A 21,595-nucleotide genomic window follows, 5' to 3' on the forward strand; every position below is an offset into this window, starting at 1 on the left:
AAAGCTAGAAATCAAAGCTGTCCGGATCTGGCCCTACCCGCAACGACTCATTCAGTGCATCCAAACGTTCCATATCCTCTTGCTCTAATTTAAAGTCAAAAACATCAGAATTGCTAATCATACGATTGGCATGAACTGATTTTACAACCAGCAGAATATCTTGTTGAATATCCCAGCGTAAAATGATTTGAGCCGCAGATTTATTATACTTGTCCGCAATCGCCAGAATTTCCGGATGCGACAACAGCTGACCTTGCATTAGCGGTGACCACGCCTGGATTTTGATATTGTGCTTTTTACCAAACGCATGCAGCTCTTTTTGTGATAGCTTCGGATGCAGTTCGATTTGATTAATGACGGGCATAACAGTCGCATAAGAAAGCAAGGCTTCTAAATGATGAGGTTGAAAATTGCTGACACCAATCGCTTTAATTCTTCCGGCTCTGTATAAGTCCTCCATTGCTAGCCACGATTCTTTGAACGCATCTGCTCCCGGCCAGTGAATTAAGTATAAATCAAGATAGTCTACGCCCAGATGAGCTAAGCTTTCTTCAAAAGCGGTGATTGTTTCAGCATACGTCAAGTGAGCATTCCAAACCTTTGAGGTAATAAAAAGCTCTTCGCGCCTTAAGCCAGCTGCCGCTAACCCCAAGCGAATCCCTTCACCGGTTCCAGCTTCATTGTCATAAATCTGCGCCGTATCAATCAGACGGTACCCATTGATGATTCCCTCCTTCACGACCTGAACAGTTTCAGCGTCTGGAATTTGGAACACGCCTAAACCTAATCCCGGAATCTTTGTACCATTGTTTAATGTAATTGTATCTGTCAGTGATTGAATCATCGAAACATCTCCTTGAAATTTTGTACGATTATCATATAATGAAGATACATTTATGTATAGTACCCACTTTTTTGTTCTATACATACAAAAAAGTAATTTTTGTATAAATAAACAGTTTGAGGTGGAAAATTAATGGAAGAAAAAACGTATAATATTGGTGTCGAAGCAACCATGGATGTCATTGGCGGAAAATGGAAGCCGATTATTTTATGTAATCTGCGACATGGATCGCTAAGACCCAGTGACCTGCAACGGAAAATTCCTGGCATCAGTCAAAAAATGCTTACTCAGCAACTGCGTGAGTTGGAGGGAGCCAATATTGTTGACCGAAAATCTTATAATCAAGTCCCACCAAAGGTTGAATATTCTTTAAGTCATTATGGAGAAACCTTGAGCAGTGTGCTGGACAATCTCTGTGATTGGGGCACTATGCACGTGGCAACCCTGCAAAATCAAGGGGAAAATGTTGTTCTCTTAGCCGATTCCTAAAAACAACTAAAGAGAGAAGTATCTTGATAACACGCCAATGGAAAACTTTTTTTGTTTATTGAAGCAAGGAATGTATCACGGAGTGGTTTATACAAATTTTGAAGGCCTAAAGAAGGCAATTCATTATTGAATTGATTACTATAACTATAATCGAATCAAAATGAAACAAGGCTGCAGCCTTGTTCGCTATTGAGAGTGACTGACAACATAAAACTACCAACCAGATTTCTCTAGTTGGTAGTTGGTCTAACTATTGGGTCTCAGCTCAAGTAGTCATTTTTGTGTAGTTCGCCTTATTTCTTGGAGCAAGACACTTTTAGCTGTCCTCTTTTCTCTTTAGTCTCATCCATCTATAAGCCTTTCTTTCCAAGAATCGGGAAAAATTTTGCTGTTTTGGCAGCATATTCCTGAAAGTCAGGTCTGTCTTTGTATTTTTTTTCCAGTAGAGGAACACCCGAAACAAATAACAGAAGAAGCGTGATGAGAATTGGGCTAAGAATCAACCAAAGATGGTCAATACCAGTAAAGGCGATGAGAAAGATGCCCCACCAGCAAGTTGCTTCTCCGAAATAATTGGGATGGCGTGTCAGTGCCCACAATCCACTAGTCAGCAGCTTTCCTTTGTTCGATTGCTCTTTCTTAAACTGTTCCAGCTGCCTATCCCCAACAACTTCAAAAAAGAAGCCGATAATCCAAATAAGCAAACCAATAATCTGCCACCAGCTGATTGTTTTCTTGGGATCAGCAAAACTGGTTATTATTGGCAGAGCGATGACAAACAATAGAACACCTTGCAGAAAGAATACATTGAGAAACGCCTTAATATTGACAAATGTTGTTCCCCAGCGCTTACGCATCGTGACGTAGCGATAATCTTCCGGACTGTTCCAGTTTCTTCTGGCTAAATGGATAAACAGGCGTAAGCCCCACATCGTTACTAAAAGTAAAATGAGACCTGTTTGGAAATACAACTGCCCGCTAAATAGAAAATCTGTCCAAGCAACTACAACGAAGCCCAGTCCCCATGCAATATCAACCAAGGAATATTTCCCTTTTATTTTTGAAATAGTAAACCAAAGAATAAAATACACTACTAACACCAATGCTGTCGTCCAGTAAATCATCACTCTACCTCCTTTTTAATTCCAGCTATCGCTACACTACCTACCCCTGCACTACCTGTAATGGCAGCAGAACTTTCAACAATATATTCGACCCAGAACCGCTCCATATCAAGCAATGTTCCTAAGCGTTTTGCTTCCTCAGAATTGTCCGCATGAGCGATGGCCAGTGCTGTAAGTTGATTTTTAGTTTGTAATTTTCGTATCTTTTTTACTATTTTTTTTGCACTGTGTCGCTGACTGAAGGCAATGCCGCTCAATTTCCCATTTCCCTTACTATCAAGACTGACAATTGGATATAAATGTAAACGTTGTGCCCAGCGACCAATTTTTTTGGGAATTCTTCCCGATTCCAGCATAGGTGTCAAATCAGCGACCGCAACATAAATGAAGCAGCGCTCTCGAATCTCCCTAACCTCTGCACATACTTCTTTGAATGGTATCTCTCGTTTGATGAGCTGTACAGCTTCTTGAATCAACAGTCCTTGTGCTGCCGAATTAAGTTTGGAATCAATGACCTGAAATTTTTCATCTGTTAATCCTTTCGCCTTCGCTCGTTGGTTTACCAATTGGTATGTTCCACTCAATTGAGAAGAGACAGTAACCACTAAAATCGCTTCATACTTATCTTCCAAAAATGACAAGAGTGCATCTACACTCCTCAATGTTGGTTGTGCAGTTGACAGTTTTTCACTGCCGTTTGATTTTTCTTTAATCAAAGAGCTATCAATTGTCAATTTATCCAAGTAGCTGGTCTCTCCTAATAAAATATTCATAGGCAACACATGTACTTGTTCTTCCAGCAAAAATTCTTCAGGCAAATCCGCAATAGAATCAGTTACCAGGGCAATGGGGTACTTTCGCTGATTGTTTACTTCAAACTGCAGCAGCATGTCATCTACCTTTTGCTGTGTCAGCTCACCATACTGCTCAACCACATTTAGAACACGGCGAGGATGATTCGTATGGATATGAAGCTTCATAACGCGTCGATTTCCGGCTAAAATCAATGAATCACCGGAATTTTTCAATTTCTCCTGTAAAACATCTTTTTCCACTGCAATATTTTTCACCAAAAGCTCCGTACAATAACGATATAGGGGACGTTCACTCACCATTTCTGTCTGAAAAGCAGTAATTGATAAATCTGTTTTTTCGACAACACGACTCTCTAACTGTCCAGAAAAGGCAACCGTAAAACCCTCGATGAAGAGGTAAAAGCCTTTCGCTCCCGAATCAACCAGCCGATTTTTCCGTAAAATTTCCAACTGAAACTCTGTCTGGTTCATTGCCCGTGAAGCAGCTGTTCGAGCTGAAATTAACGCTTTTTCCAATGAATGCTCTTCAAAAAAAGCTTTATGGACGGCCTCTGCCCATGTTCGTATGACGGTCAAAATCGTGCCTTCCTTTGGTTCGAGCAAGGCTTGATATGCTTCTGAAACTGCATGATTTAGCGATTGGACAAACCCATCAGCATTTTTCTCTGTCTTTTCAAAGGCTTGAGCAATACCATTCAAATATTGTGCAAAAATAATTCCTGAGTTTCCTCTTGCCCCCAACAAAGCTGCATCGGCAACTTCTGTTAGAATCACTTCCAGTGAAGAAAGATTCGGAGAGACTCCATCCAAGATTGCCTGCATCAAAGAAGCCAAATTACTACCAGTATCTCCATCGGCAACAGGAAACACATTGATTTTATTCAGCTCTTCTTTTCTGTCAATCAGCGTAGAAGCACCTTGGAAAAAGCCTTGCAGTACACGCCTTCCTTCTAACTCCTCTAACATTAGGTATTCCCTCCAAACAACAGTATATTTAGCCAATACGTAATTCCGGAAGCCGCTGCCGTGACAAACATCCCCCAGATTAGATCAATGATTGTCATCATCACAGGCCAGTCCTTCAGTGTAGCCAGATTCGTCAAATCATAGGTGGCATAGCAAATCAAGCCAAGCAAGGCACCACTACCAAGTACATACACAAGACTGCCCTTTTCAACACCTGGAACGATGACAAAAAAGACGACTCCTGCAATATAAATCAGATAAAAAAGAATGGCTGGGACAATTTTGGTCTCTCCCATCAAACCACCAATAAAATGCTGGTACATTTTTTTCGAAACAACCAATAGCCAAAAAAGATCAAAAACTAAAAAAATTCCTGCACATAACAAGTAAAATCGAATAAAAGCATTCATTGTTGTTTCTCTCCTTCAGCTGTTTAATTAAAAAAATCGTACCATACTAAAAAAATATATAATAAAATTCTGCCTGCACTCTTCTTCTAAAAACAACTTATAGGATACTTGCTCAGGAAAAAAGAATGAGGCTGCAACAAAACTCATGGAGTTTTGTTGCAGCCTCTAGAAATTCAGATATAATGTTTCTTCAACGGTCTAAAGTATAGACAATGCATCCTGTGATTTCAAATCAAACAGCGAGTGTGTCGCATTGTAAATGCATCTGGCAATCTCCGCCTGATTCATTGTGTACAAATGAATACCGGAAACGCCCTGTGTGACTAAATCAACAATTTGGTCAATGGCATACGCCAAACCAGCATCCCGTAACGCCACAGGATTATCTGCATACTTTTCCAATATGGCCAAAAATTTCCTCGGCAGCTGAACATTGGCTGTCTGAATGATTCGTTCTGCTTGTTTTTTGTTCACTACCGGCATGATTCCGGCAATGATTGGAACATCAATTCCAGCCAGCCAACACTTTTCCTGAAACTGATAAAATAGCTCATTATCAAAAAACAACTGCGTAATCAACTGGTCAGCACCAGCCTGTACCTTTTCTTTAAGATGATAAATATCGTCGAGTGTATCAGCCGATTCCGGATGTCCTTCAGGGTAACACGCCGCAGTGATGGAAAAGCTCGTGTCCCATGCTTTGATATAGGAAATCAGCTCACCGGCATAAAGAAAATCCGTGCTTCTGGGACGGCCTGGATAGATATCCCCACGCAAAGCCAAAATATTTCGTATTTTCTCACGATGCAGTGCTTCAAGAACCACATCCACTTCTTTTTTGCTTAAATAGGCAGCAGTCAAATGAACAATGCTGGGTACTTGATGCGTATTTTGAATGTGTGTCGCTATCTTCACGGTACTTTCTTCTAAAGAAAGCTGACGATTGCTGCAGGTCACACTGATAAAATCAGGGCGCAGATCCTCCATCTGATGAAGCGACGTATACAATCCATCAATGGTGGCTTTCGACGAGGGAGGAAACACTTCAAAGGAAAGACTTGGTTTGTTATTCTCTAACGGATTCATAGACGAGCGCCTCCCTCACCTGCGCAGCTGCCTGTGTTAAATTCTCTAAGCTGGCAAAGGTTTCCTTTTCCCCTCTGGTTTTCAGTCCGCAGTCCGGATTAATCCAAAGCTTTTCAACTGGTAATTTTTCTAACAGTGTCTTAATCGTTGTAACAAGCTCTGTGACTGACGGAACCCGCGGCGAATGGATATCATATACCCCCGGGCCAACAGCAGTCTTAAAGTGATGTGCGTTCAGGTCATCCAGCAAGGATAGATTCGACCGAGAGGCTTCAAAGGAAATCACGTCGGCGTCCATCTGATCGATGGCCGATAAAATATCCGCAAACTCGCTGTAGCACATATGCGTATGAATCTGTGTTTCCACCGCAACCTTACTGTGTACCAAACGAAAGGCAGGAATCGCCCAGTCTAAGTATTCCTGATACCAATCACTTTTACGAAGCGGTAATTTTTCTCTTAACGCCGCCTCATCTATCTGAATAATTTTGATGCCATGCGCCTCTAAATCCAATACTTCCTCTTGAATCGCCAAAGCTATTTGCAGTGTAGATTCCTTGATAGAGATATCCTCCCTTGGGAAAGACCAATTCAAAATCGTTACCGGACCTGTCAGCATGCCCTTAACCGGCTTCGTTGTCAGCTGCTGAGCGAAAGTCGACCAAGCAACCGTAATCGGACGTTTACGGGAAACATCTCCCCAGATAATTGGCGGTTTTACACAGCGCGTGCCATAGGATTGTACCCAAGCATTTTTGGAAAAGAGGAACCCTTCCAGATTTTCTCCAAAATATTCCACCATGTCATTTCGTTCAAATTCACCGTGGACCAATACATCCAAACCAATCTCCTCTTGAAATGCGATACAATCTGCGATTTTACTTTCAAGATACTTCTGATACGCTTCTTCACTAATCGCCGCCTTCTTGAATTTCGCACGTGTTGCCTTTACTTCCTTTGTTTGTGGAAATGAACCAATTGTTGTGGTCGGCAGCTCCGGAAGCTCCAAGGTATACTTTTGAACGCTACTACGCTCTTCAAAGGCTGGGTGACGCTGAAAATCCGCTTCGCTCAAGCCTGCAATTTTACTTGCTAACTGCTGATTTTCTACTGCTCGCGTCGCTTGAAAAAGCTGCTGATTTCTGATTAGCGGTTCATTAATCAAGGCATCGGCTGTCTGATTAACAATGGCAGCCAGCTCTGTCAACTCACTCAGCTTCTCCTTCGCAAACGCAAAATGCTGTGCTGTTTCTTTCGGAAATGCTTCCTGTTCTACCGAAAACGGGACATGAAGCAGAGAGCAGGATGTAGATAAAACCAGCTGCTCCTGCGGCAGCTTTTCGATAATCTCTAAGGTTTGACGGTAATCATTTCTCCAAATATTTTTCCCATTGACAACACCGGCAAACAGGGTTTTGTTCTGAGGAAACCCGAAAGTCTCAATTAGCTCAAGCGTCTTTTTACCTTCAACCAAGTCCAAGCCAAGCCCTTCTACATTCACTGCCAAAAGATCGGCATAAATATCTCGTACATCACCGAAATAGGTTTGCAATAAAAGCTTGACAGTTCTCGGTCCCGCTGTCAGCTCATGATAGATTTTCAAAAAGAGTGCCCGATCCTCATCCGAAAGATCCTTCACCAAGGATGGCTCATCCAGCTGTAGCCACTGCGCACCCAGACTGTCCAGCGTGGCAATGATTTCTTTGTATGCCGCAAGCACTGCGAAAAGCTGCTCCTCTTCAGTTGTTCCTTTGAATGCTGCCAATTTCAATAAAGTGAACGGGCCTAAAATCACTGGCTTCGTTTCGATGCCCAGCTCCTTTGCCTCTGAATATTCATCAAATATTTTTGTTCCGACTACTTTTACTGTCGTAGATTCCTCAAACTCGGGAGTCAGGTAGTGATAATTGGTATTAAACCATTTCTTCATCGGCAATGCAGTGACATCGCCCGCCTCACCTTGATATCCTCTTGCTAAGGCAAAGTATGTATCCAACGGTGAAAGCTGTAAATCCAAAAAACGTTTTGGAATAATATTCAGTAATACTGCTGTATCTAATGTCGTATCATAAAAAGAAAAATCATTGCTTGGAATCAATGAGATTCCTGCATCCTTCAGCAGATTCCAGTGCATTCGTCTAAGCTGCTTTCCTTTATTCACTAATGCTTCTTGTGTGCTGTCTCCTCGGAAATAGCTTTCTGTTGCAACTTTCAATTCACGATGCTCCCCGATTCTTGGAAAGCCGATAATTGTTGTTTTCATGGAATCGCCCCCTAAATAGTTATGAGAAAAACTTTACCACAGACATCAACTGCCTGACTAACTGTTAATTTTTATAACTTGTTATAGTTTAAATCTATAACAGAAAAAAGAGAGAATCATTTGACACACTGAAAAAAATTGGCTATAGTATAGAACAATATATGATGCGTAGAAAAGAAGAGTACAACTAGTAAATCGCGTACAGAGAGCTTCGGCAGGTGAGAGGAAGCAGTGAGGATCGGTTGGAAGATGGTCTTTGAGCATTCAGCAGTGAGTGAATCCACAAGCAGCTGACGGAGGTGCCCGTTACAGCAACGCAGTATCAGCAGACGCTCGTACTGGCTAAGGTCGTTATTGTGAAGTAATGACAATCAGAGGTGGTAACGCGAAATCATTCGCCCTTTTTCTTATAGAGAAAAAGGGCGTTTTTTTATTTATCTGAAAAGGAGGAGCAGGCTTATGCGTATTCAACAACTAGAGTATCTGGAAAAAATCGCTGCGATTGGTTCAATCAACGAAGCAGCAAAAAGCTTATTTTTATCACAACCGACGCTGTCCAATGCGATCAAGGAGTTGGAAACGGAGATGGGTATCTGTCTCCTTCATCGCAGCAAATCGGGGGTGTCGTTAACAGAGGAAGGTCTGGAGTTTTTATCCTATGCCAGACAGGTAATTGATCAGGTTGAGCTCTTAGAAAAGCGCTACAAGCATACCAAGCAGCGAGACTCTCGGTTGTCTATTTCTTCTCAGCACTATGCCTTTTCGGTCCACGCCTTTGTAGAATTTATTCATAGCTACGAAGACGACAGTTACCAATTTACATTGCGAGAAACTGAGACACAGAATATTTTAGAGGATGTTGCGGGCTTTAGAAGTGAGATTGGTATTTTATTTCTGAGTGATTTTAACCGGCAAATTATGGAAAAGCTGTTCGAGGAAAAAAATCTTGTATTCTCACCATTGTTTCAAGCAACACCGCATATTTTTATCAGTAAAGATAATCCCTTGGCCGCCAAAGCTTCAGTTACCCTTGAGGAATTGGACGAGCTGCCCTACCTTTCTTTTGAACAGGGCGATGGCAACTCTTTCTATTTTGCGGAAGAAATTCTAAGTACGAGAACCTATAAAAAGCATATCAAGGTCAGCGATCGCGCAACCATTTTCAATTTGATGGTTGGCTTGAATGGGTACACCTTCAGCTCAGGAATCATCAGTCGGGAATTGAATGATGACAGTATTGTTGCGATCCCCTTGGATATTTCCGATCAAATTGAAATTGGCTGGATTAAAAGTCGACGCAGTACCCTATCCGCACTTGGTGAACATTACTTAGGAACGCTAAAAAGGCATATCCGTGATTATGGGTTTGCGACGATTGAGGAGGATGTTTATGAAAAAAACTACTGAACCGACACACTGGAAAGAGGCAACGAGGCTGGCGCAAATCGGGAATCATCAGGATGATCAGACAGGGGCCGTCAGCACGCCTATCTATCTTTCAACAACCTATGCTCACCCTAAGCTGGGACAAAGTACCGGCTTCGATTATACCCGAACAGCAAACCCAACACGACAGGTTGTTGAACAGGCATTGGCTCAGCTGGAAAATGGACGTTACGGCTTTGCCACCAGCTCCGGAATGAGTGCCATTCAATTGGTCTTCCAGCTGTTTCCAAGCGGCAGCCGTTTTCTGGTTTCCAGAGATGTCTATGGGGGCAGCTATCGTTATTTCGATGCGTTGACGCAACAGGGCTATGCTCAATTTAGCTATTTCGATACACTGGAGGAATTGAAAAAGACAATTGATGCAGATACTGCCGCGGTCTTTTTGGAGACACCAACGAATCCGTTGATGAATGAACTGGATATTTTTATAGCAGCTCAGCTGGCAAAGGAGCATCAGGCGCTCCTAATTGTCGATAATACCTTTCTCACGCCTATCCTTCAAAAGCCGTTAACCTTGGGTGCCGATATTGTTGTTCATTCTGCGACAAAGTTCTTAGGCGGACACAATGATCTACTGGCAGGCGCTGTTATCACCGGCTCTGATGATTTAGGAGAGAAACTATCTTTTGCTTTGAATACCACGGGAGCTGTACTATCTCCTTTTGATTCCTGGCTGTTAATCCGTGGTCTGAAAACCTTGGATTTGCGGATAAAGCAGCAGGAAAAAAACGCGAAAAAGCTGGCTGCTTCTTTGAAAAAAGAGAAGCGCATCAAAGAAATTTTTTACCCTGAGCGGGGCAGTATGATTAGTCTCAAGCTGCAGTCACCGGAACAGGTACCCAGCTTTTTGTCTGCATTGAAGCTCTTCACCTTTGCCGAGAGTCTGGGCGGCGTGGAAAGCCTAATCACTTACCCGACTACTCAAACTCACGCAGACATCCCAAAGGCGTTACGGGAATCCTATGGTCTTACAGACGACCTGTTGCGCCTCTCCATTGGTATTGAAGCAGCAGAGGATTTGATTGCAGATATTCAACAGGCTTTGGAAAAAACCGCAGCTCCATGAAAGGAGACTGCGGTTTGACTAAAAGATAGAATTTAAACAGCGCGGAGCATACAGCTCTTCCAATGAGGTGAGCGCCGGATTTCATAAAGAATAATAAAACGATTCGCTCCTAACGTTTTCAACACAGCCTAATCAAACGGCGTAATTTTCAAGTCCTTAAAGAACCCCTGAGTCCCAATATCTACAAAAAGACCAATCGATCCTTTTGTTTCAGCTCCTAATTTCAAGTTTTCTACCCTCAGAACAGGTTCTTCTCCATCATTCACATAAAAAGCAGCCTTTTCTTCTTCGGCAACCACTTTTATTGTCAGCCATTCATCAAGACCGATGTCGGCCGGTGCTTCAAAATCAGTAATGCCCCGCTCCCTAAAGTAATCAAACGTATAGTTGGGATAGGAAAAATATTGTACCGCTCGATTTTTTCTAACAGGGTCCTCCACACGTCCATTCGTTGGTCGAACATAGAAGGATTCGAAAGACGTGTCAGCTTTGTCAATTCGAAACGCCAGTCCAATGAAGCCGCGCGCAAAGTCAGGTGCATCAGGTAAAAGTCGGCTCAGAACCTTTACCTCCACTATCCCGTTATGGAAGGATACATCTTCTAATTTGCAATACGTATTTTCATCAAACGCCATCAGCTTCTCACTTTTCGTTACTTGCAAAACCGGTTCACCTTGGAATTCTACTAATTTAGCGTTTGTGTGAACCGGAGTAAAGTCCATCAGCTCTATAGTCATAATTATCTGCTCCTTACTAAATAGTCGTTAGATTAATAGTATGACACTGGCTATGGTCTGCGAAGTAGGCACAAAAATGTGCCTATGTTTTAAAGCTGAGCTTTGTAATAATTTCCCCATTTCCTCATTGACTCAATAACCGGAAGAAGTGTCTCTCCTAGTGTTGTAAGCTCGTATTCAACATGAGGCGGTACTTTTTTCAAATCATTTCTATTCACAAGCCCATCCTCAATCATCGAATTTAAGCTTTCTGTCAAAACCTTTTGAGAAATTCCTGATAAAGAGCGTCTTAGTTCTGAGGTTCTTTTAGCCCCGCCAATAAGATCCCTAATTATCAGTATCTTCCATTTACTTCCAATGAGTTGGACAGTCGTTGCGACATCACATACAGGCATTTCTTCTTTTTTTATCATAGTGACTCCTTTGACTCGTAATTTCATAATCTATTGTACGCTATTCTGATTCATTATTTCTATTTTTTACTGACCTCTGCCATTTTCATTTATCCGTTGGACAAAAAACAACCTTTATTTCTTAACAGAAACAAAGGCTGTCTATTTTCTTTTTTCTTCTTACTCTTTGTGTTGAATGACTATACCCGCTTCTACTTTGATAGTCACGGATGCAGAACCTTCACACCATATGGCTGCAATTGAATGTGCTTACTGATTTTTTCGCCCGTAAGTAAATCCGTACTTTCCTCTGCCACCTCAATTATTTGGATTTCTTCAGAAAAGTTCATCACAAAGTAATAGCTTTCCTCTTCAAAATCGCGTGACTGAACAGACACATCTGGATGTCCTGCTACTACCCATGGGTTCGTTAGAGAAAGTTCCTGCGCTAATGCCGTATAAAAATCTGTCAGGAAATCCTGTGCCGTTCTTGCTCCAATATAGTAAGCTGTTCCGGCCCCAACCGTATGCTTGGTCACTGCCGACTGCTGTGCGTAGAAATCCTGCACATAGCTTCCCAGACTTTGCGCCCCCTTCAGCTCAATAATGCTGCAATAATCCTGAACCTCATAGCTTTTCGATTGATAATTTAGTTGGTTGCGATCCTTCGGATAGAGTGTATCCGTTTCTTTAACTGCGATACCGAATAATTTTTGCAGCTTCTTTGGCCAACCGTTGAGGTAAGTTAAATCCGTTTCATTTACATAACCGGTCACATAGGTTGAAACCAAGCGCCCTCCTTGGGTGACATATTCCGTAAACTTATCCATCGTCTCTTCTTCTATCAAATAGAGCATTGGGGCAATTACTAGGTCGTATTTACCCAAATCTGACTCCGGTGTAATCACTTCTACCGGAATATCTGCATTCCAAAAACTGCGATAGTGCTCCTGCAGTGTTTGAGCATAGCGTTTGCTTTGTTGAGAAAATCCCTGTGCATCCTCCAAAGCCCAGTTGTTTGCCCAATCAAAGATGATTCCGACTTTCGCCTTTTTATAACTTCCTTTCACTGCCTTGATTTTCTCAAGACTGTGTCCAACCTTTGTTACCTCTTGAAACACTCGATTCTCTTCACTGTTGTCATGATCCACAACAGCGCCATGGAATTTTTCCGACGAACCGCGGGACTTCCGCCATTGAAAATATAAGTTGCTATCTGAGCCGTGAGCGATAAACTGCAAGGAAGACAACAGATGCATCCCCGGACGTTTTGCCTTGTTCACATCATGCCAATTCACACTACTGGGCGTAGACTCCATGATAAGGAAAGGCTGCTGCTTCAGACTGCGGTACTGATCGTTGATAAAGCCGACCTTGCTGGCTAAATCAGCGGTTGTGCCCCAATCGTTGTGCCAAGCCGGATAGCAATCCCAGCTGATAATATCTACATGTTTTGAAAACTCGCCATAATCTAAGCTCTGAAAAGGAATCAAATCGTTCGTATCTGCCATAAAATTCGTTGTGATGGGGATGTTCGGTGTTACTCTGCGAATATCCTTGATTTCATGCTGATAAAAATCAATCGTTTGATCTGTCACAAAACGTTTCCAATCCAGATTCAAGCCATGAACCATCGTTTCTCCTAGACTTGAAGGGGATTCGACCTGTGACCAATCACTGTAGGTATGGCTCCAAAAAGGACCCCACCAAGCTTCGTTCAAGGCTTCCAGTGTTGTGTATTTCTGTTTCAACCAGCTGCGGAAATTCTCCTGACAGTAGTCACAATGACAATCACCTGAATACTCATTGGAGATATGCCACATCAATAATGCCGGATGATTGCCATAACGTTCAACGAGCTTCTTATTGATAATTGCTACCTTTTTCCGATAGACCGGTGAAGAAAAGCAATGATTGTGTCTGCCTCCATGCAGCTGTTTTTCCCGACGTTCATTGGTTCGCAGAACTTCAGGATATTTCTGTGAGAGCCATGCCGGACGAGCACCACTCGGCGTAGCTAAAATAACATTACCACCCATTTCATGAATATCTGCCATGATTTTATCCAGCCAGTCAAAACGGAAGACTCCTTCCTCCGGCTCTAAGGTACTCCATGCGAAAATTCCCAATGAAAAAGTATTCGCTTTCGCCTTTTCCATTAACGCCAAATCCTTCGCTAAAATTTCCGGATAACCCAGCCATTGATCCGGATTATAGTCTCCCCCATGAAGCAAGCGTGTTTCTAAATCGTATCGTCTCATTTGATTTCCCTATCCTTTCGTTCCTCCCGCTGTCAATCCTGAAACAAAATGCTTTTGCAGAGACAGGAAGACTAGCGCAATTGGAATACTGATGAGGATTGCCCCTGCCGCAAAGGTGGTGTAGCTTGCCCCCATCTTATCTGTTACTAATTTATACAACCCTATAGGCAAGGTGTAATACTCCGGATTTCTTAATAGAACAGAAGAAAGTGCAAAATCGCCTAAAGGACCCGTAAAGCCGTTCATCGCCACTACTGCCAGCATCGGTCTTGATAGAGGCAGGATAATCTGTAAAAAGATGCGTGTACTGCTGGCACCATCAATCTTGGCACTTTCATCCAAATCTCTGGGAATCGAATCAAAATACCCTTTTAAGAGATATGTATTCATCGGAATCTGCCCGCCAACATAAATCAATATCAGCAGCCAATGACTGTTAATCAGGCCCAACATTTGTGCCAAAACAAAAATAGCAATTAAGGCGGAAAACTGTGGAATCATCTGCAACAATAGAAACAGTGTCAGTCCATTTTTTCTACCGGTAAAGCGAAAACGAGAAAAGGCATATGCTGTCATCGATACTGAAACCAAGGAAAGCAGCATTGTAAAGAAGCTGATTTTCAATGAGTTGATATACCACTGTCCATAAAGCAGTGTTCCTTCGTTCGCAAATAATCGGCTGTAGTGTCCCGTTGTTGGATTTTCCGGAATCAGGCTAGTACTGATTAAACTGTTCCCAGAGTTAAAGCTGGCACCAATTGTCCAAAGCAACGGATAGATAATGACAACTACCATAAAGAGCAGCAGCAGATAGGTCAAAGCAAGTCTTACATGGCGTTGTCGCTTAATACTTGAATGATGCTCCTTCATCTTATGCTTCCTCCTTAAATGAGTTTGTCCGTCTGAACTGCCATACAGCCAAGCCAATGACAAAAACCGATAATAAAATAGTTAAGGCAGCGGCTAACGCATATTGACTGTTCTGCATCGTCAGTTTATAAATCCAAGAAACTAAAATATCCGTTCCACCCGCAGTAGAGCCGGGAACTGCCGGACCTCCGGCATTGAAAAGATAGATAATGTTAAAATTGTTAAAGTTAAAGGTATATTGGGTAATAAGAATCGGTGCCATCGAATACAGAACCAATGGCAATGTGATTTTGCGGAACTTCTGAAACGCTGATGCACCATCAATCGTTGCAGCCTCGTATAAATCTTCCGGAATCGACTGCAGCGTTCCAGTTGTTACAATGAATATATATGGGAAGCCCAGCCATCCTTGAATCAGCAGCAATGCCAAGCGCGTCCAGTTGGCATTTGTCAGCCACGGAATTGGAGAAATATTGAAAAAGCTAAGCAAAGAATTGTTAATCGCTCCAAAACTATCATTGAACAAACCGGCAAAAACTAAAATTGTCACAAAACCTGGAACCGCCCATGGCAATACTAGAATTGTACGGAAAAACTTCTTAAAGCGAAGCTCCTTCTGATGAACAACGACTGCCAAAAAAACACCGATTGTTACTTGTAAAGTTGAAGCAACCAACGTCCAGATAACCGTCCAGCCAAGAACATCAAAAAAGGTACTGCGCCAGATATCGACAGTGAAAATTTTCTTAAAGGTCTCTAATCCTACCCAATCAGCCAGATTAGCCGGTGCAGAATGATAGAGGTCATAATTCGTAAAAGCTAAAGCAATACTAAACAAAATGGGGAAAATCACAGAAAATACTAACAGAATAAATGCAGGACTGCTTAATAAATAGGGATAGCCCTCACTCAGAAGCGCCTGATAGCTTTCCTTTAGCGAATTTACCTTTAACCCCTGATCAATTAATTCACCGTTTTTATAAGCATCGCGTATGTTTAGATAGTAAAAAAACAAACCAAAAGCAATAACAATCAGTGCGACCAAGCCCTCAGCCAATAAGAAAATGGAGTTATCACGAGGAACCTCTGTCCCTAGTGTAAGAAGTCCCCAGATACCCATATTGAACAAATCTTTAAAAACAAATAGATACATAACAAAGAAAAAGAAAAACAATCCGGCTTTCAGTTTTTGACGATTATAAAATTGTCCAACGCCCGGAATAATCGATAAACATGCGGCTTTTTTGGCATGTGAGCCAGTGGTTTTCACAGCCTCCATTGATAAAACCTCCTTTGGAAATGGTCGTGTAATAAAGTTTCTCCATATGATAAGCTGTTGATTTCAGCTAAATAATACTGAATTAAAACAAGTAGTAAGAGTAGACTCCTAGCAAAATAATACTTCCTCCTAAAACAGGTCAGCTGCAAACACAAAAGTTCTCTTCTATTTTTTATTTACAGCTGACAGTTCTAGCGTTGCTCATCGAAACATGTGAAGACTATTTGATACTCTTTGCCCTTTGGCATGTATTACTGCCCTATTCTCTAATTTTGAGTCGCTGCAATCGCAGACTTAATTTGCTCAACAGCTTGCGGCAAAGCAGTTTTTGGCTCAGCCTTTCCAGTGGCGATTGTCTGTAATGCTGAATCGATAGGTTCCCAGACACTATTCATCGCGGTGATTCCCGGAGTCAGCTCCGCGTGTTTTGATTGTTCAGCAATCGCAGCAGCACTCTCGCTTTCCAAGATAGATTCATCTGTCGCCAACGCTTCAACAGCTGGGATTTCAGCTGTTTTCTCAAAACGAACCTTAGAATTTTCTTCATTCGTAATAAATGCAACAAACTCTTCTGCTAAGTCTGCATTCTGAGAATAGCTGCTGACGTTATAGCTTTTCACTCCTATGAATGAACTCATGTGCTCACCATTCCCAAGCAACGGCAGCTCCATCACACCATAATCTATGCCCGCTTCTTTATAGGGCTCCAAATTCCAAGGTCCTGAAATGACAGCAGCAGCTTTTCCTTCCGTAAATAGTGAATCTAACACATTGATTCCTTGCTCTCCAATAATCCCTGTTGGAAACACCCCTGAGTCATAAAATTCTTTTATGTACTCAGCCCCCTTGATTGCACCATCAGTTGCAAGTCCGATATCCTCTGGATTGTAGCTTCCATCTGCATCCGTCCCAAACACATAGCCGCCATAGCCGCCTAATACACCTTGTGCGTAATAGATTTGATCCCACAGTGCCAAAAGTCCGTAGCTGCTGTCAGTCTTCACTTTTTTTGAATAGGTTAACCATTCATCTGTCGTTTTAGGCAGTTCTTCCTCTGAAATAAGTGCTTTATTATAGTATAAAATTTGGGTCTCAACTGCTTTGGGCAGCCCATACACTTTGCCATTAACAATCTGGGATTGCATGGCCGCCTCTGTATAGATATCCTGTACAGCTTGCTCTACTGTCATCTCCTTCAGCAATCCTTCAGTGACCGCTGTCCCAATCTGATCCCCTGGAATTGTGATGACATCCGCTCCAGTTCCTGCGGGACCATCTAATCGTAAATCCTCAAGCTGATCTGCATAGGCTTTTTCTACGACTTTTATCGTCACATCATGCTCTTCTTCAAACGTCTTTACCGCTTCCTCGATACCAGCAGATTTTGATTGATCTTCCCATACGAGCAAGTCGTATTCCTTATTTCCTTTAGAAGAACCAGAATTGTCTGTCGAGCTGCTGCTCTGAGGACCACAGGCAGATAAACCCGCAGCCAGTAAGCCTAGTAACAAAATATTTTTCCCGTTTTTCATAGTGATCTTCCACCTTCCATCTTTTGAAAACGCTATCTACATTTACTATGATAAATTAATTTACTAAATAAGTAAAGTTATTTGTTAAATTAATTTCCTTTCAAGAGTAATGTTATTTACTTGTTTGAATATTAAACAATAGACCTATCTTTGTGAGAACATTGTTATCACAGCAATAAGAAGCACTTAGTAGTCATTTCTCGAAAAAATAAATTTGATGATATCCACACTAACATTTAGTAAATATATTTACTAAATGAACTAACTAATGTATACTAAATTTGAGGTGAAATTATGGTTACTATCAAACAAGTTGCAGAAAAGTCCGGATATTCTCAAGCAACGGTTTCTCGTTTGTTAAAGGGAGACACCAGCTTGTCCATCGCTGAAGAAACAAGAAAAACGATTATCCATACAGCTCTTGCTATGGGCTATGACCGTTCAAAAATAAAAACACCTATTGAACAGATTGCTGTGCTATTCTGGCTAACTGATCAAGAAGAGCTTCAAGACCTTTACTTTAGACAGCTTCGTATTTCTATCGAAAAATACGCAAAAATCAATAACATGGAAATCACCATGCTAAAGCATGAAGAAGGCATTGAGCAATTACCAAAGAATTCGTCTGGCTTCATCGGGATTGGTTCTTTTACCAGCGACGAAATTCGCCAGCTGAAAACTAGTTGTCCTAATGGGGTTTTTCTGGAAATTAATCCTCAACCGGACCTTTTCGACACAGTTAAGCCAGATACAGATCATATGACACGCAAGGCAATTGATTATTTTATCCATAAAGGCTATCAAAAAATCGGCTTTATCGGCGGTGCTTTTTTCGATCCTGACACCGGATCAGAAGAGATGGACAGCAGAGAATCTGCTTTTAGAGACTATTTATTGAAAAAAGGCTTGCTGAATGAAAAATACATATTTTCCGGCGGCCATTTCACTGTTGATCAAGGGTATCAATTAACCAGTGCATTAATTGCTTCCTCCGATGATGACCTTCCGGAAGCCTTCTTTGTCGCTTCCGATACGATTGCTGTTGGTGCCCTTCAAGCCTTCAACGAAAAGGGCATCTTGATTCCTGACCGCTTGGAACTGTTAAGTATTAATGATAATGAAATTGCGAAGTTTGTCTCTCCGCCTTTGACTACATTTAAAATAGATGTGGAGGAAATTGCTAAGACGGCCATTGATATGTTAGTGGATCAATTGATTTATCCTCGAAAGACTACAAAAACCGTGCTGTTGGGTTCGGAGCTGATTGTTCGAAAAAGCTTTATTCCGGCTGCCAAGGATGAGACGAGCAAGTAAAATTGCACAATAAAAAAGACTGTCAAGGAGCCTTCTGCAGGCGTCTCCTTTAGCAGTCTTCTTTTTGAAACCTCTTCATTAAATGCTATTCAATGAGTAATTTTTTTCTCGAACAAACGCAACCAAATCTTTGACTGCCTGCTCCTTGTTTTCTCCTAAAAACAGCTGGTGTGTGCCCCCCTCATACAAATGCAGCGAGGCTTTACAATCGCTGATTTTCCATAGATAATCCGCACTCTTGGCATGCGTTGTTTCATCTCGTTTGTTTTGCAAAATGAGCATGTTCGCCTTCAGCTCATCTTTTAACCCACGCTTCAGCCTTTTTTTCGTCAAAGAAAGCAGCTTTAAGAATTGAATACAGGCCTTGAAAGGCGTAGCAGTTGATGAGAAATAGTAGTTCAAGCGCTCTTTATCTCTCGAGAACAGACCTTGACTGATATCCGTGACAATCACTGGAAAGTTGTAGAGCTGAATAGGGGTACTGCATAATACAATTTGATCGACAGATGTCCGATTCGAGTGTTGAATCGTTAACAAGCCACCCATTGAAAAACCAATGCAGGTGATTTTTTGATAGTTTTGCTCAAGCTCGATAATTTTCTGCTCGACATCATTCAGCCAATCTGAATAGGTCGCCTTGGCAAAAGCCTGTTTCCCTTCGCCATGTCCTGTTAGACGAATCCAATAAGAATCCATTGCCTGATGCTTCAAGTGTTCATGCAGATACAGAATCTCCTGCTCATCCCCGCCAAAACCGTGAATAATCAATAATGCTCGTTCTTTCATTGTTTCTCCTTCATCCGATTTGTCTATATACTCCTAAATATAACAAGAACCACTTGTCGTTTCAACGAATCTCAGCAGTATTCCGCATTCCTTAATCATCTCTTAGTATTTTTTAGAAAATTTTTGACACGTCTATGTTGTAACCCGACTCTTATTAAGAGCTTATACTATCGCTGTTTTTAATCATATTCTGCCAAAATATTACTGATTTCTGTGTAGCCTAACTGAATAGCGTAATCCCTTGCTGTTCGCCCTGAGTTGTCTTTGATATGCTGATTCGCCCCATGTTCCAACAACACTCGTACAATTTCCTGATACAGCTCATTTCCTTCTCGCAGTCCAACCGCTTCAATCAGTGCTGTATAGCCATAATTATTTTGAAAATCAATGTCCTCGCGCCCATCAGCCAATAGCAGTCTAACATTTTCAATATGACCTTTTTCCGCTGCCGGAATCAAAGCATTCCCGCCAAAGCGATTATGAATAGATAAATTCGGCTCCGCCTGTGCCAACATATAGGCCAGTATTTCTGTTCGTCCTTGAGCTCCGGCATACAAATACGGACTATCACTAATAGCATTTTGCTTATTAATATCTGCACCAAAATCAATCAGCAGCTTAGCAATTTCTATATCATTATTATGAACAGCAATATTTAACGGCGTATTGTTTTCACTATCTACCTCAGCTATCACATAGTCAGGGTCTTCAAGGATTTCTCTAACCTGATCAATGCTCCGTTGATTGACCGCCATTAATAGCGCCCCTGCTTCAAAGTTTCTTACCACTTCTTCCACTTCCTTTTCCTCGGATGATTGACTGGTTGTACTCATTTCAGTTTCTATCGTTTCTGTGCTACTTAATAAACTGGAACTGCTCGCAGAAGAAGCTTGGCTGGAAGCAGTTTGCTGTTCTTGACAAGCTGCAAATAAAACTAACACACTCGCACCTAAAACACTTAATAAAAATTTATTCTGTCGCACCAAATTCCTCCCCTTTCACCGATGTATCCGTTACAATGGTTTTCCTCTAATCTAGTTGACTCACTCTTATTTGTCTATAAATCTGTTTGACCTCGCGCGAAAAGCATAATACTGCTTTTGTAAAACAACGCAAAAAAGCATGCGAGGTAAAAAATCAACCGCACATGTTTTTTCACTAACAATACTATACTTTAGAAACAACAGTTTCTACTCAATCACTTCGTAGATATCTGTCATTTTTTGACGTTTCTTTTCAGGTCTTTCCTGTGCGCGATAGCCAAAGCCAGCCATATAGGATACACCGAACTTCCTCAAATCAATGACTTTTTGTTCTGCAAGATAGCGTTCGACGGCTACCTTATCGAACCCTTCAATCGGGCAGCTATCAATCCCCAAGTAAGCAGCGGTAGTCATCATATTCGCCATAGCAATATACGTTTGCTTAGATGCCCAATCGAATAATTTACGCTCATCCGTCAAGTCAAAATCATTTTTTTGAAAGTTGTTGAAGAATATCGTCTGAGGTGCTGATTCAGAATAAGGCACACCGAAGACATCCTCTACCATGTGCTTGACATGAGCACTATCTCCAGTGACATTCTTTCTAGCCAATACAATTAGAAAATGACTGGCACCATTTAAGCTATTTTGTGCTCCCCAGGCAATTTCTTGCAAATCGTCTTTCACTTGTTTATTTTCAACTAGCAAAAATTTCCACGGTTCATAGCCAAATGAGCTCGGTGACAGACGTGCCGCTTCCATAATTGTCAACCAGTCAGCTTCATCAATTTTCTTTTCACTGTCAAATGATTTTGTCGCAAAACGATGATGATGTGCCTGTAGAATTTCTTTTCGTAAGCTCTCTTGCTTGTCCATTTATCTTTCCCCATCTCTATCCTTCATGGATTTTTTATTGAAATACTTTAACTGAT

Annotated in this window: 19 protein-coding genes and 1 other annotated feature; of the genes, 4 read left to right on the forward strand and 15 right to left on the reverse strand. The window is 41.6% G+C overall.

Annotated elements, in window-relative coordinates; all coding sequences use genetic code 11:
• Positions 1–4 precede the first annotated feature (4 nt).
• Positions 5–844 (reverse strand): aldo/keto reductase, encoded by an 840-nt coding sequence (locus IW510_RS03265; RefSeq protein ID WP_202056874.1) that lies wholly within the window; start codon positions 842–844, stop codon positions 5–7.
• Positions 845–976: 132 nt separating this feature from the next.
• On the opposite strand from IW510_RS03265, the gene IW510_RS03270 reads away from it, so the two are divergent.
• Complete coding sequence (locus tag IW510_RS03270) at positions 977–1,333, forward strand: winged helix-turn-helix transcriptional regulator (protein ID WP_202056875.1); 357 nt, start codon at positions 977–979, stop codon at positions 1,331–1,333.
• Between the two features lie 350 nt (positions 1,334–1,683).
• Here IW510_RS03270 and IW510_RS03275 read toward each other — a convergent pair whose 3' ends face one another.
• The 5 genes from IW510_RS03275 to metE all read right to left on the reverse strand — a co-directional run bounded on the left by IW510_RS03275 (position 1,684) and on the right by metE (position 7,997).
• On the reverse strand, positions 1,684–2,457 hold the full coding sequence (locus tag IW510_RS03275) for a DUF1295 domain-containing protein (RefSeq protein WP_202056877.1): 774 nt from the start codon (positions 2,455–2,457) through the stop codon (positions 1,684–1,686).
• Positions 2,457–4,238, reverse strand: a complete 1,782-nt coding sequence (locus IW510_RS03280; protein ID WP_202056879.1) for a DegV family EDD domain-containing protein — start codon at positions 4,236–4,238, stop codon at positions 2,457–2,459. The genes IW510_RS03275 and IW510_RS03280 overlap by 1 nt, the downstream gene beginning before the upstream one ends.
• Positions 4,238–4,648 carry a DUF2177 family protein gene (locus IW510_RS03285; RefSeq protein ID WP_202056881.1) on the reverse strand — a complete coding sequence of 137 codons (411 nt, stop codon included), beginning with the start codon at positions 4,646–4,648 and terminating at the stop codon, positions 4,238–4,240. The genes IW510_RS03280 and IW510_RS03285 overlap by 1 nt, the downstream gene beginning before the upstream one ends.
• Before the next feature lie 198 nt (positions 4,649–4,846).
• Positions 4,847–5,734 (reverse strand): methylenetetrahydrofolate reductase [NAD(P)H], encoded by an 888-nt coding sequence (gene metF, locus IW510_RS03290; protein ID WP_202056882.1) that lies wholly within the window; start codon positions 5,732–5,734, stop codon positions 4,847–4,849.
• Positions 5,715–7,997, reverse strand: coding sequence for a 5-methyltetrahydropteroyltriglutamate--homocysteine S-methyltransferase (gene metE / locus IW510_RS03295; protein ID WP_202056883.1), 2,283 nt, complete (start codon positions 7,995–7,997; stop codon positions 5,715–5,717). The genes metF and metE overlap by 20 nt, the downstream gene beginning before the upstream one ends.
• 160 nt (positions 7,998–8,157) lie before the next feature.
• Positions 8,158–8,403, forward strand: a binding site (T-box leader).
• 53 nt (positions 8,404–8,456) lie between these two features.
• On the opposite strand from metE, the gene IW510_RS03300 reads away from it, so the two are divergent.
• On the forward strand, positions 8,457–9,404 hold the full coding sequence (locus tag IW510_RS03300; RefSeq protein WP_202056884.1) for a LysR family transcriptional regulator: 948 nt from the start codon (positions 8,457–8,459) through the stop codon (positions 9,402–9,404).
• Complete coding sequence (locus tag IW510_RS03305) at positions 9,388–10,509, forward strand: PLP-dependent transferase (RefSeq protein ID WP_202056888.1); 1,122 nt, start codon at positions 9,388–9,390, stop codon at positions 10,507–10,509. The genes IW510_RS03300 and IW510_RS03305 overlap by 17 nt, the downstream gene beginning before the upstream one ends.
• A gap of 128 nt (positions 10,510–10,637) precedes the next feature.
• Here IW510_RS03305 and IW510_RS03310 read toward each other — a convergent pair whose 3' ends face one another.
• The 6 genes from IW510_RS03310 to IW510_RS03335 form a co-directional block, all read right to left on the reverse strand.
• Positions 10,638–11,246, reverse strand: a complete 609-nt coding sequence (locus tag IW510_RS03310) for a hypothetical protein (protein ID WP_202056890.1) — start codon at positions 11,244–11,246, stop codon at positions 10,638–10,640.
• Positions 11,247–11,335: 89 nt separating this feature from the next.
• Positions 11,336–11,659, reverse strand: a complete 324-nt coding sequence (locus tag IW510_RS03315) for a winged helix-turn-helix transcriptional regulator (RefSeq protein WP_202056892.1) — start codon at positions 11,657–11,659, stop codon at positions 11,336–11,338.
• A gap of 203 nt (positions 11,660–11,862) precedes the next feature.
• A complete protein-coding gene (locus IW510_RS03320; RefSeq protein ID WP_330932573.1) occupies positions 11,863–13,899 on the reverse strand; it encodes a beta-galactosidase in 2,037 nt (678 codons plus the stop codon).
• Positions 13,900–13,908: 9 nt separating this feature from the next.
• The gene (locus IW510_RS03325; protein WP_202056894.1) at positions 13,909–14,769 is read right to left on the reverse strand and encodes a sugar ABC transporter permease; all 861 of its coding nucleotides are present in this window, start codon (positions 14,767–14,769) and stop codon (positions 13,909–13,911) included.
• A 1-nt stretch (position 14,770) separates the two neighbouring features.
• On the reverse strand, positions 14,771–16,048 hold the full coding sequence (locus tag IW510_RS03330; protein ID WP_202056901.1) for a carbohydrate ABC transporter permease: 1,278 nt from the start codon (positions 16,046–16,048) through the stop codon (positions 14,771–14,773).
• A gap of 266 nt (positions 16,049–16,314) precedes the next feature.
• Positions 16,315–17,580, reverse strand: a complete 1,266-nt coding sequence (locus IW510_RS03335) for an extracellular solute-binding protein (protein ID WP_202056904.1) — start codon at positions 17,578–17,580, stop codon at positions 16,315–16,317.
• A 294-nt stretch (positions 17,581–17,874) separates the two neighbouring features.
• Between IW510_RS03335 and IW510_RS03340 the strand changes: the two genes are divergently transcribed.
• On the forward strand, positions 17,875–18,894 hold the full coding sequence (locus IW510_RS03340; RefSeq protein ID WP_202056905.1) for a LacI family DNA-binding transcriptional regulator: 1,020 nt from the start codon (positions 17,875–17,877) through the stop codon (positions 18,892–18,894).
• A gap of 78 nt (positions 18,895–18,972) precedes the next feature.
• Here IW510_RS03340 and IW510_RS03345 read toward each other — a convergent pair whose 3' ends face one another.
• The 3 genes from IW510_RS03345 to IW510_RS03355 form a co-directional block, all read right to left on the reverse strand.
• On the reverse strand, positions 18,973–19,680 hold the full coding sequence (locus IW510_RS03345; protein WP_202056906.1) for an alpha/beta hydrolase: 708 nt from the start codon (positions 19,678–19,680) through the stop codon (positions 18,973–18,975).
• A 179-nt stretch (positions 19,681–19,859) separates the two neighbouring features.
• Positions 19,860–20,663 carry an ankyrin repeat domain-containing protein gene (locus IW510_RS03350; RefSeq protein ID WP_202056908.1) on the reverse strand — a complete coding sequence of 268 codons (804 nt, stop codon included), beginning with the start codon at positions 20,661–20,663 and terminating at the stop codon, positions 19,860–19,862.
• Positions 20,664–20,870: 207 nt separating this feature from the next.
• A complete protein-coding gene (locus IW510_RS03355) occupies positions 20,871–21,539 on the reverse strand; it encodes an NAD(P)H-dependent oxidoreductase (protein WP_202056910.1) in 669 nt (222 codons plus the stop codon).
• Between the last annotated feature and the right edge of the window lie 56 nt (positions 21,540–21,595).

Source organism: Enterococcus sp. BWR-S5, from assembly GCF_016745255.1.
GTDB lineage: Bacteria > Bacillota > Bacilli > Lactobacillales > Enterococcaceae > Enterococcus_L.

Excerpts from the sequence above, each read along its gene's own strand:
- IW510_RS03265 (WP_202056874.1), bottom strand. The coding sequence starts at position 844 with ATGATTCAATCACTGACAGATACAATTACATTAAACAATGGTACAAAG.
- IW510_RS03270 (WP_202056875.1), top strand. The coding sequence starts at position 977 with ATGGAAGAAAAAACGTATAATATTGGTGTCGAAGCAACCATGGATGTC.
- IW510_RS03275 (WP_202056877.1), bottom strand. The coding sequence starts at position 2,457 with ATGATTTACTGGACGACAGCATTGGTGTTAGTAGTGTATTTTATTCTT.
- IW510_RS03280 (WP_202056879.1), bottom strand. The coding sequence starts at position 4,238 with ATGTTAGAGGAGTTAGAAGGAAGGCGTGTACTGCAAGGCTTTTTCCAA.
- IW510_RS03285 (WP_202056881.1), bottom strand. The coding sequence starts at position 4,648 with ATGAATGCTTTTATTCGATTTTACTTGTTATGTGCAGGAATTTTTTTA.
- metF (WP_202056882.1), bottom strand. The coding sequence starts at position 5,734 with ATGAATCCGTTAGAGAATAACAAACCAAGTCTTTCCTTTGAAGTGTTT.
- metE (WP_202056883.1), bottom strand. The coding sequence starts at position 7,997 with ATGAAAACAACAATTATCGGCTTTCCAAGAATCGGGGAGCATCGTGAA.
- IW510_RS03300 (WP_202056884.1), top strand. The coding sequence starts at position 8,457 with ATGCGTATTCAACAACTAGAGTATCTGGAAAAAATCGCTGCGATTGGT.
- IW510_RS03305 (WP_202056888.1), top strand. The coding sequence starts at position 9,388 with ATGAAAAAAACTACTGAACCGACACACTGGAAAGAGGCAACGAGGCTG.
- IW510_RS03310 (WP_202056890.1), bottom strand. The coding sequence starts at position 11,246 with ATGACTATAGAGCTGATGGACTTTACTCCGGTTCACACAAACGCTAAA.
- IW510_RS03315 (WP_202056892.1), bottom strand. The coding sequence starts at position 11,659 with ATGATAAAAAAAGAAGAAATGCCTGTATGTGATGTCGCAACGACTGTC.
- IW510_RS03320 (WP_330932573.1), bottom strand. The coding sequence starts at position 13,899 with ATGAGACGATACGATTTAGAAACACGCTTGCTTCATGGGGGAGACTAT.
- IW510_RS03325 (WP_202056894.1), bottom strand. The coding sequence starts at position 14,769 with ATGAAGGAGCATCATTCAAGTATTAAGCGACAACGCCATGTAAGACTT.
- IW510_RS03330 (WP_202056901.1), bottom strand. The coding sequence starts at position 16,048 with ATGGAGGCTGTGAAAACCACTGGCTCACATGCCAAAAAAGCCGCATGT.
- IW510_RS03335 (WP_202056904.1), bottom strand. The coding sequence starts at position 17,580 with ATGAAAAACGGGAAAAATATTTTGTTACTAGGCTTACTGGCTGCGGGT.
- IW510_RS03340 (WP_202056905.1), top strand. The coding sequence starts at position 17,875 with ATGGTTACTATCAAACAAGTTGCAGAAAAGTCCGGATATTCTCAAGCA.
- IW510_RS03345 (WP_202056906.1), bottom strand. The coding sequence starts at position 19,680 with ATGAAAGAACGAGCATTATTGATTATTCACGGTTTTGGCGGGGATGAG.
- IW510_RS03355 (WP_202056910.1), bottom strand. The coding sequence starts at position 21,539 with ATGGACAAGCAAGAGAGCTTACGAAAAGAAATTCTACAGGCACATCAT.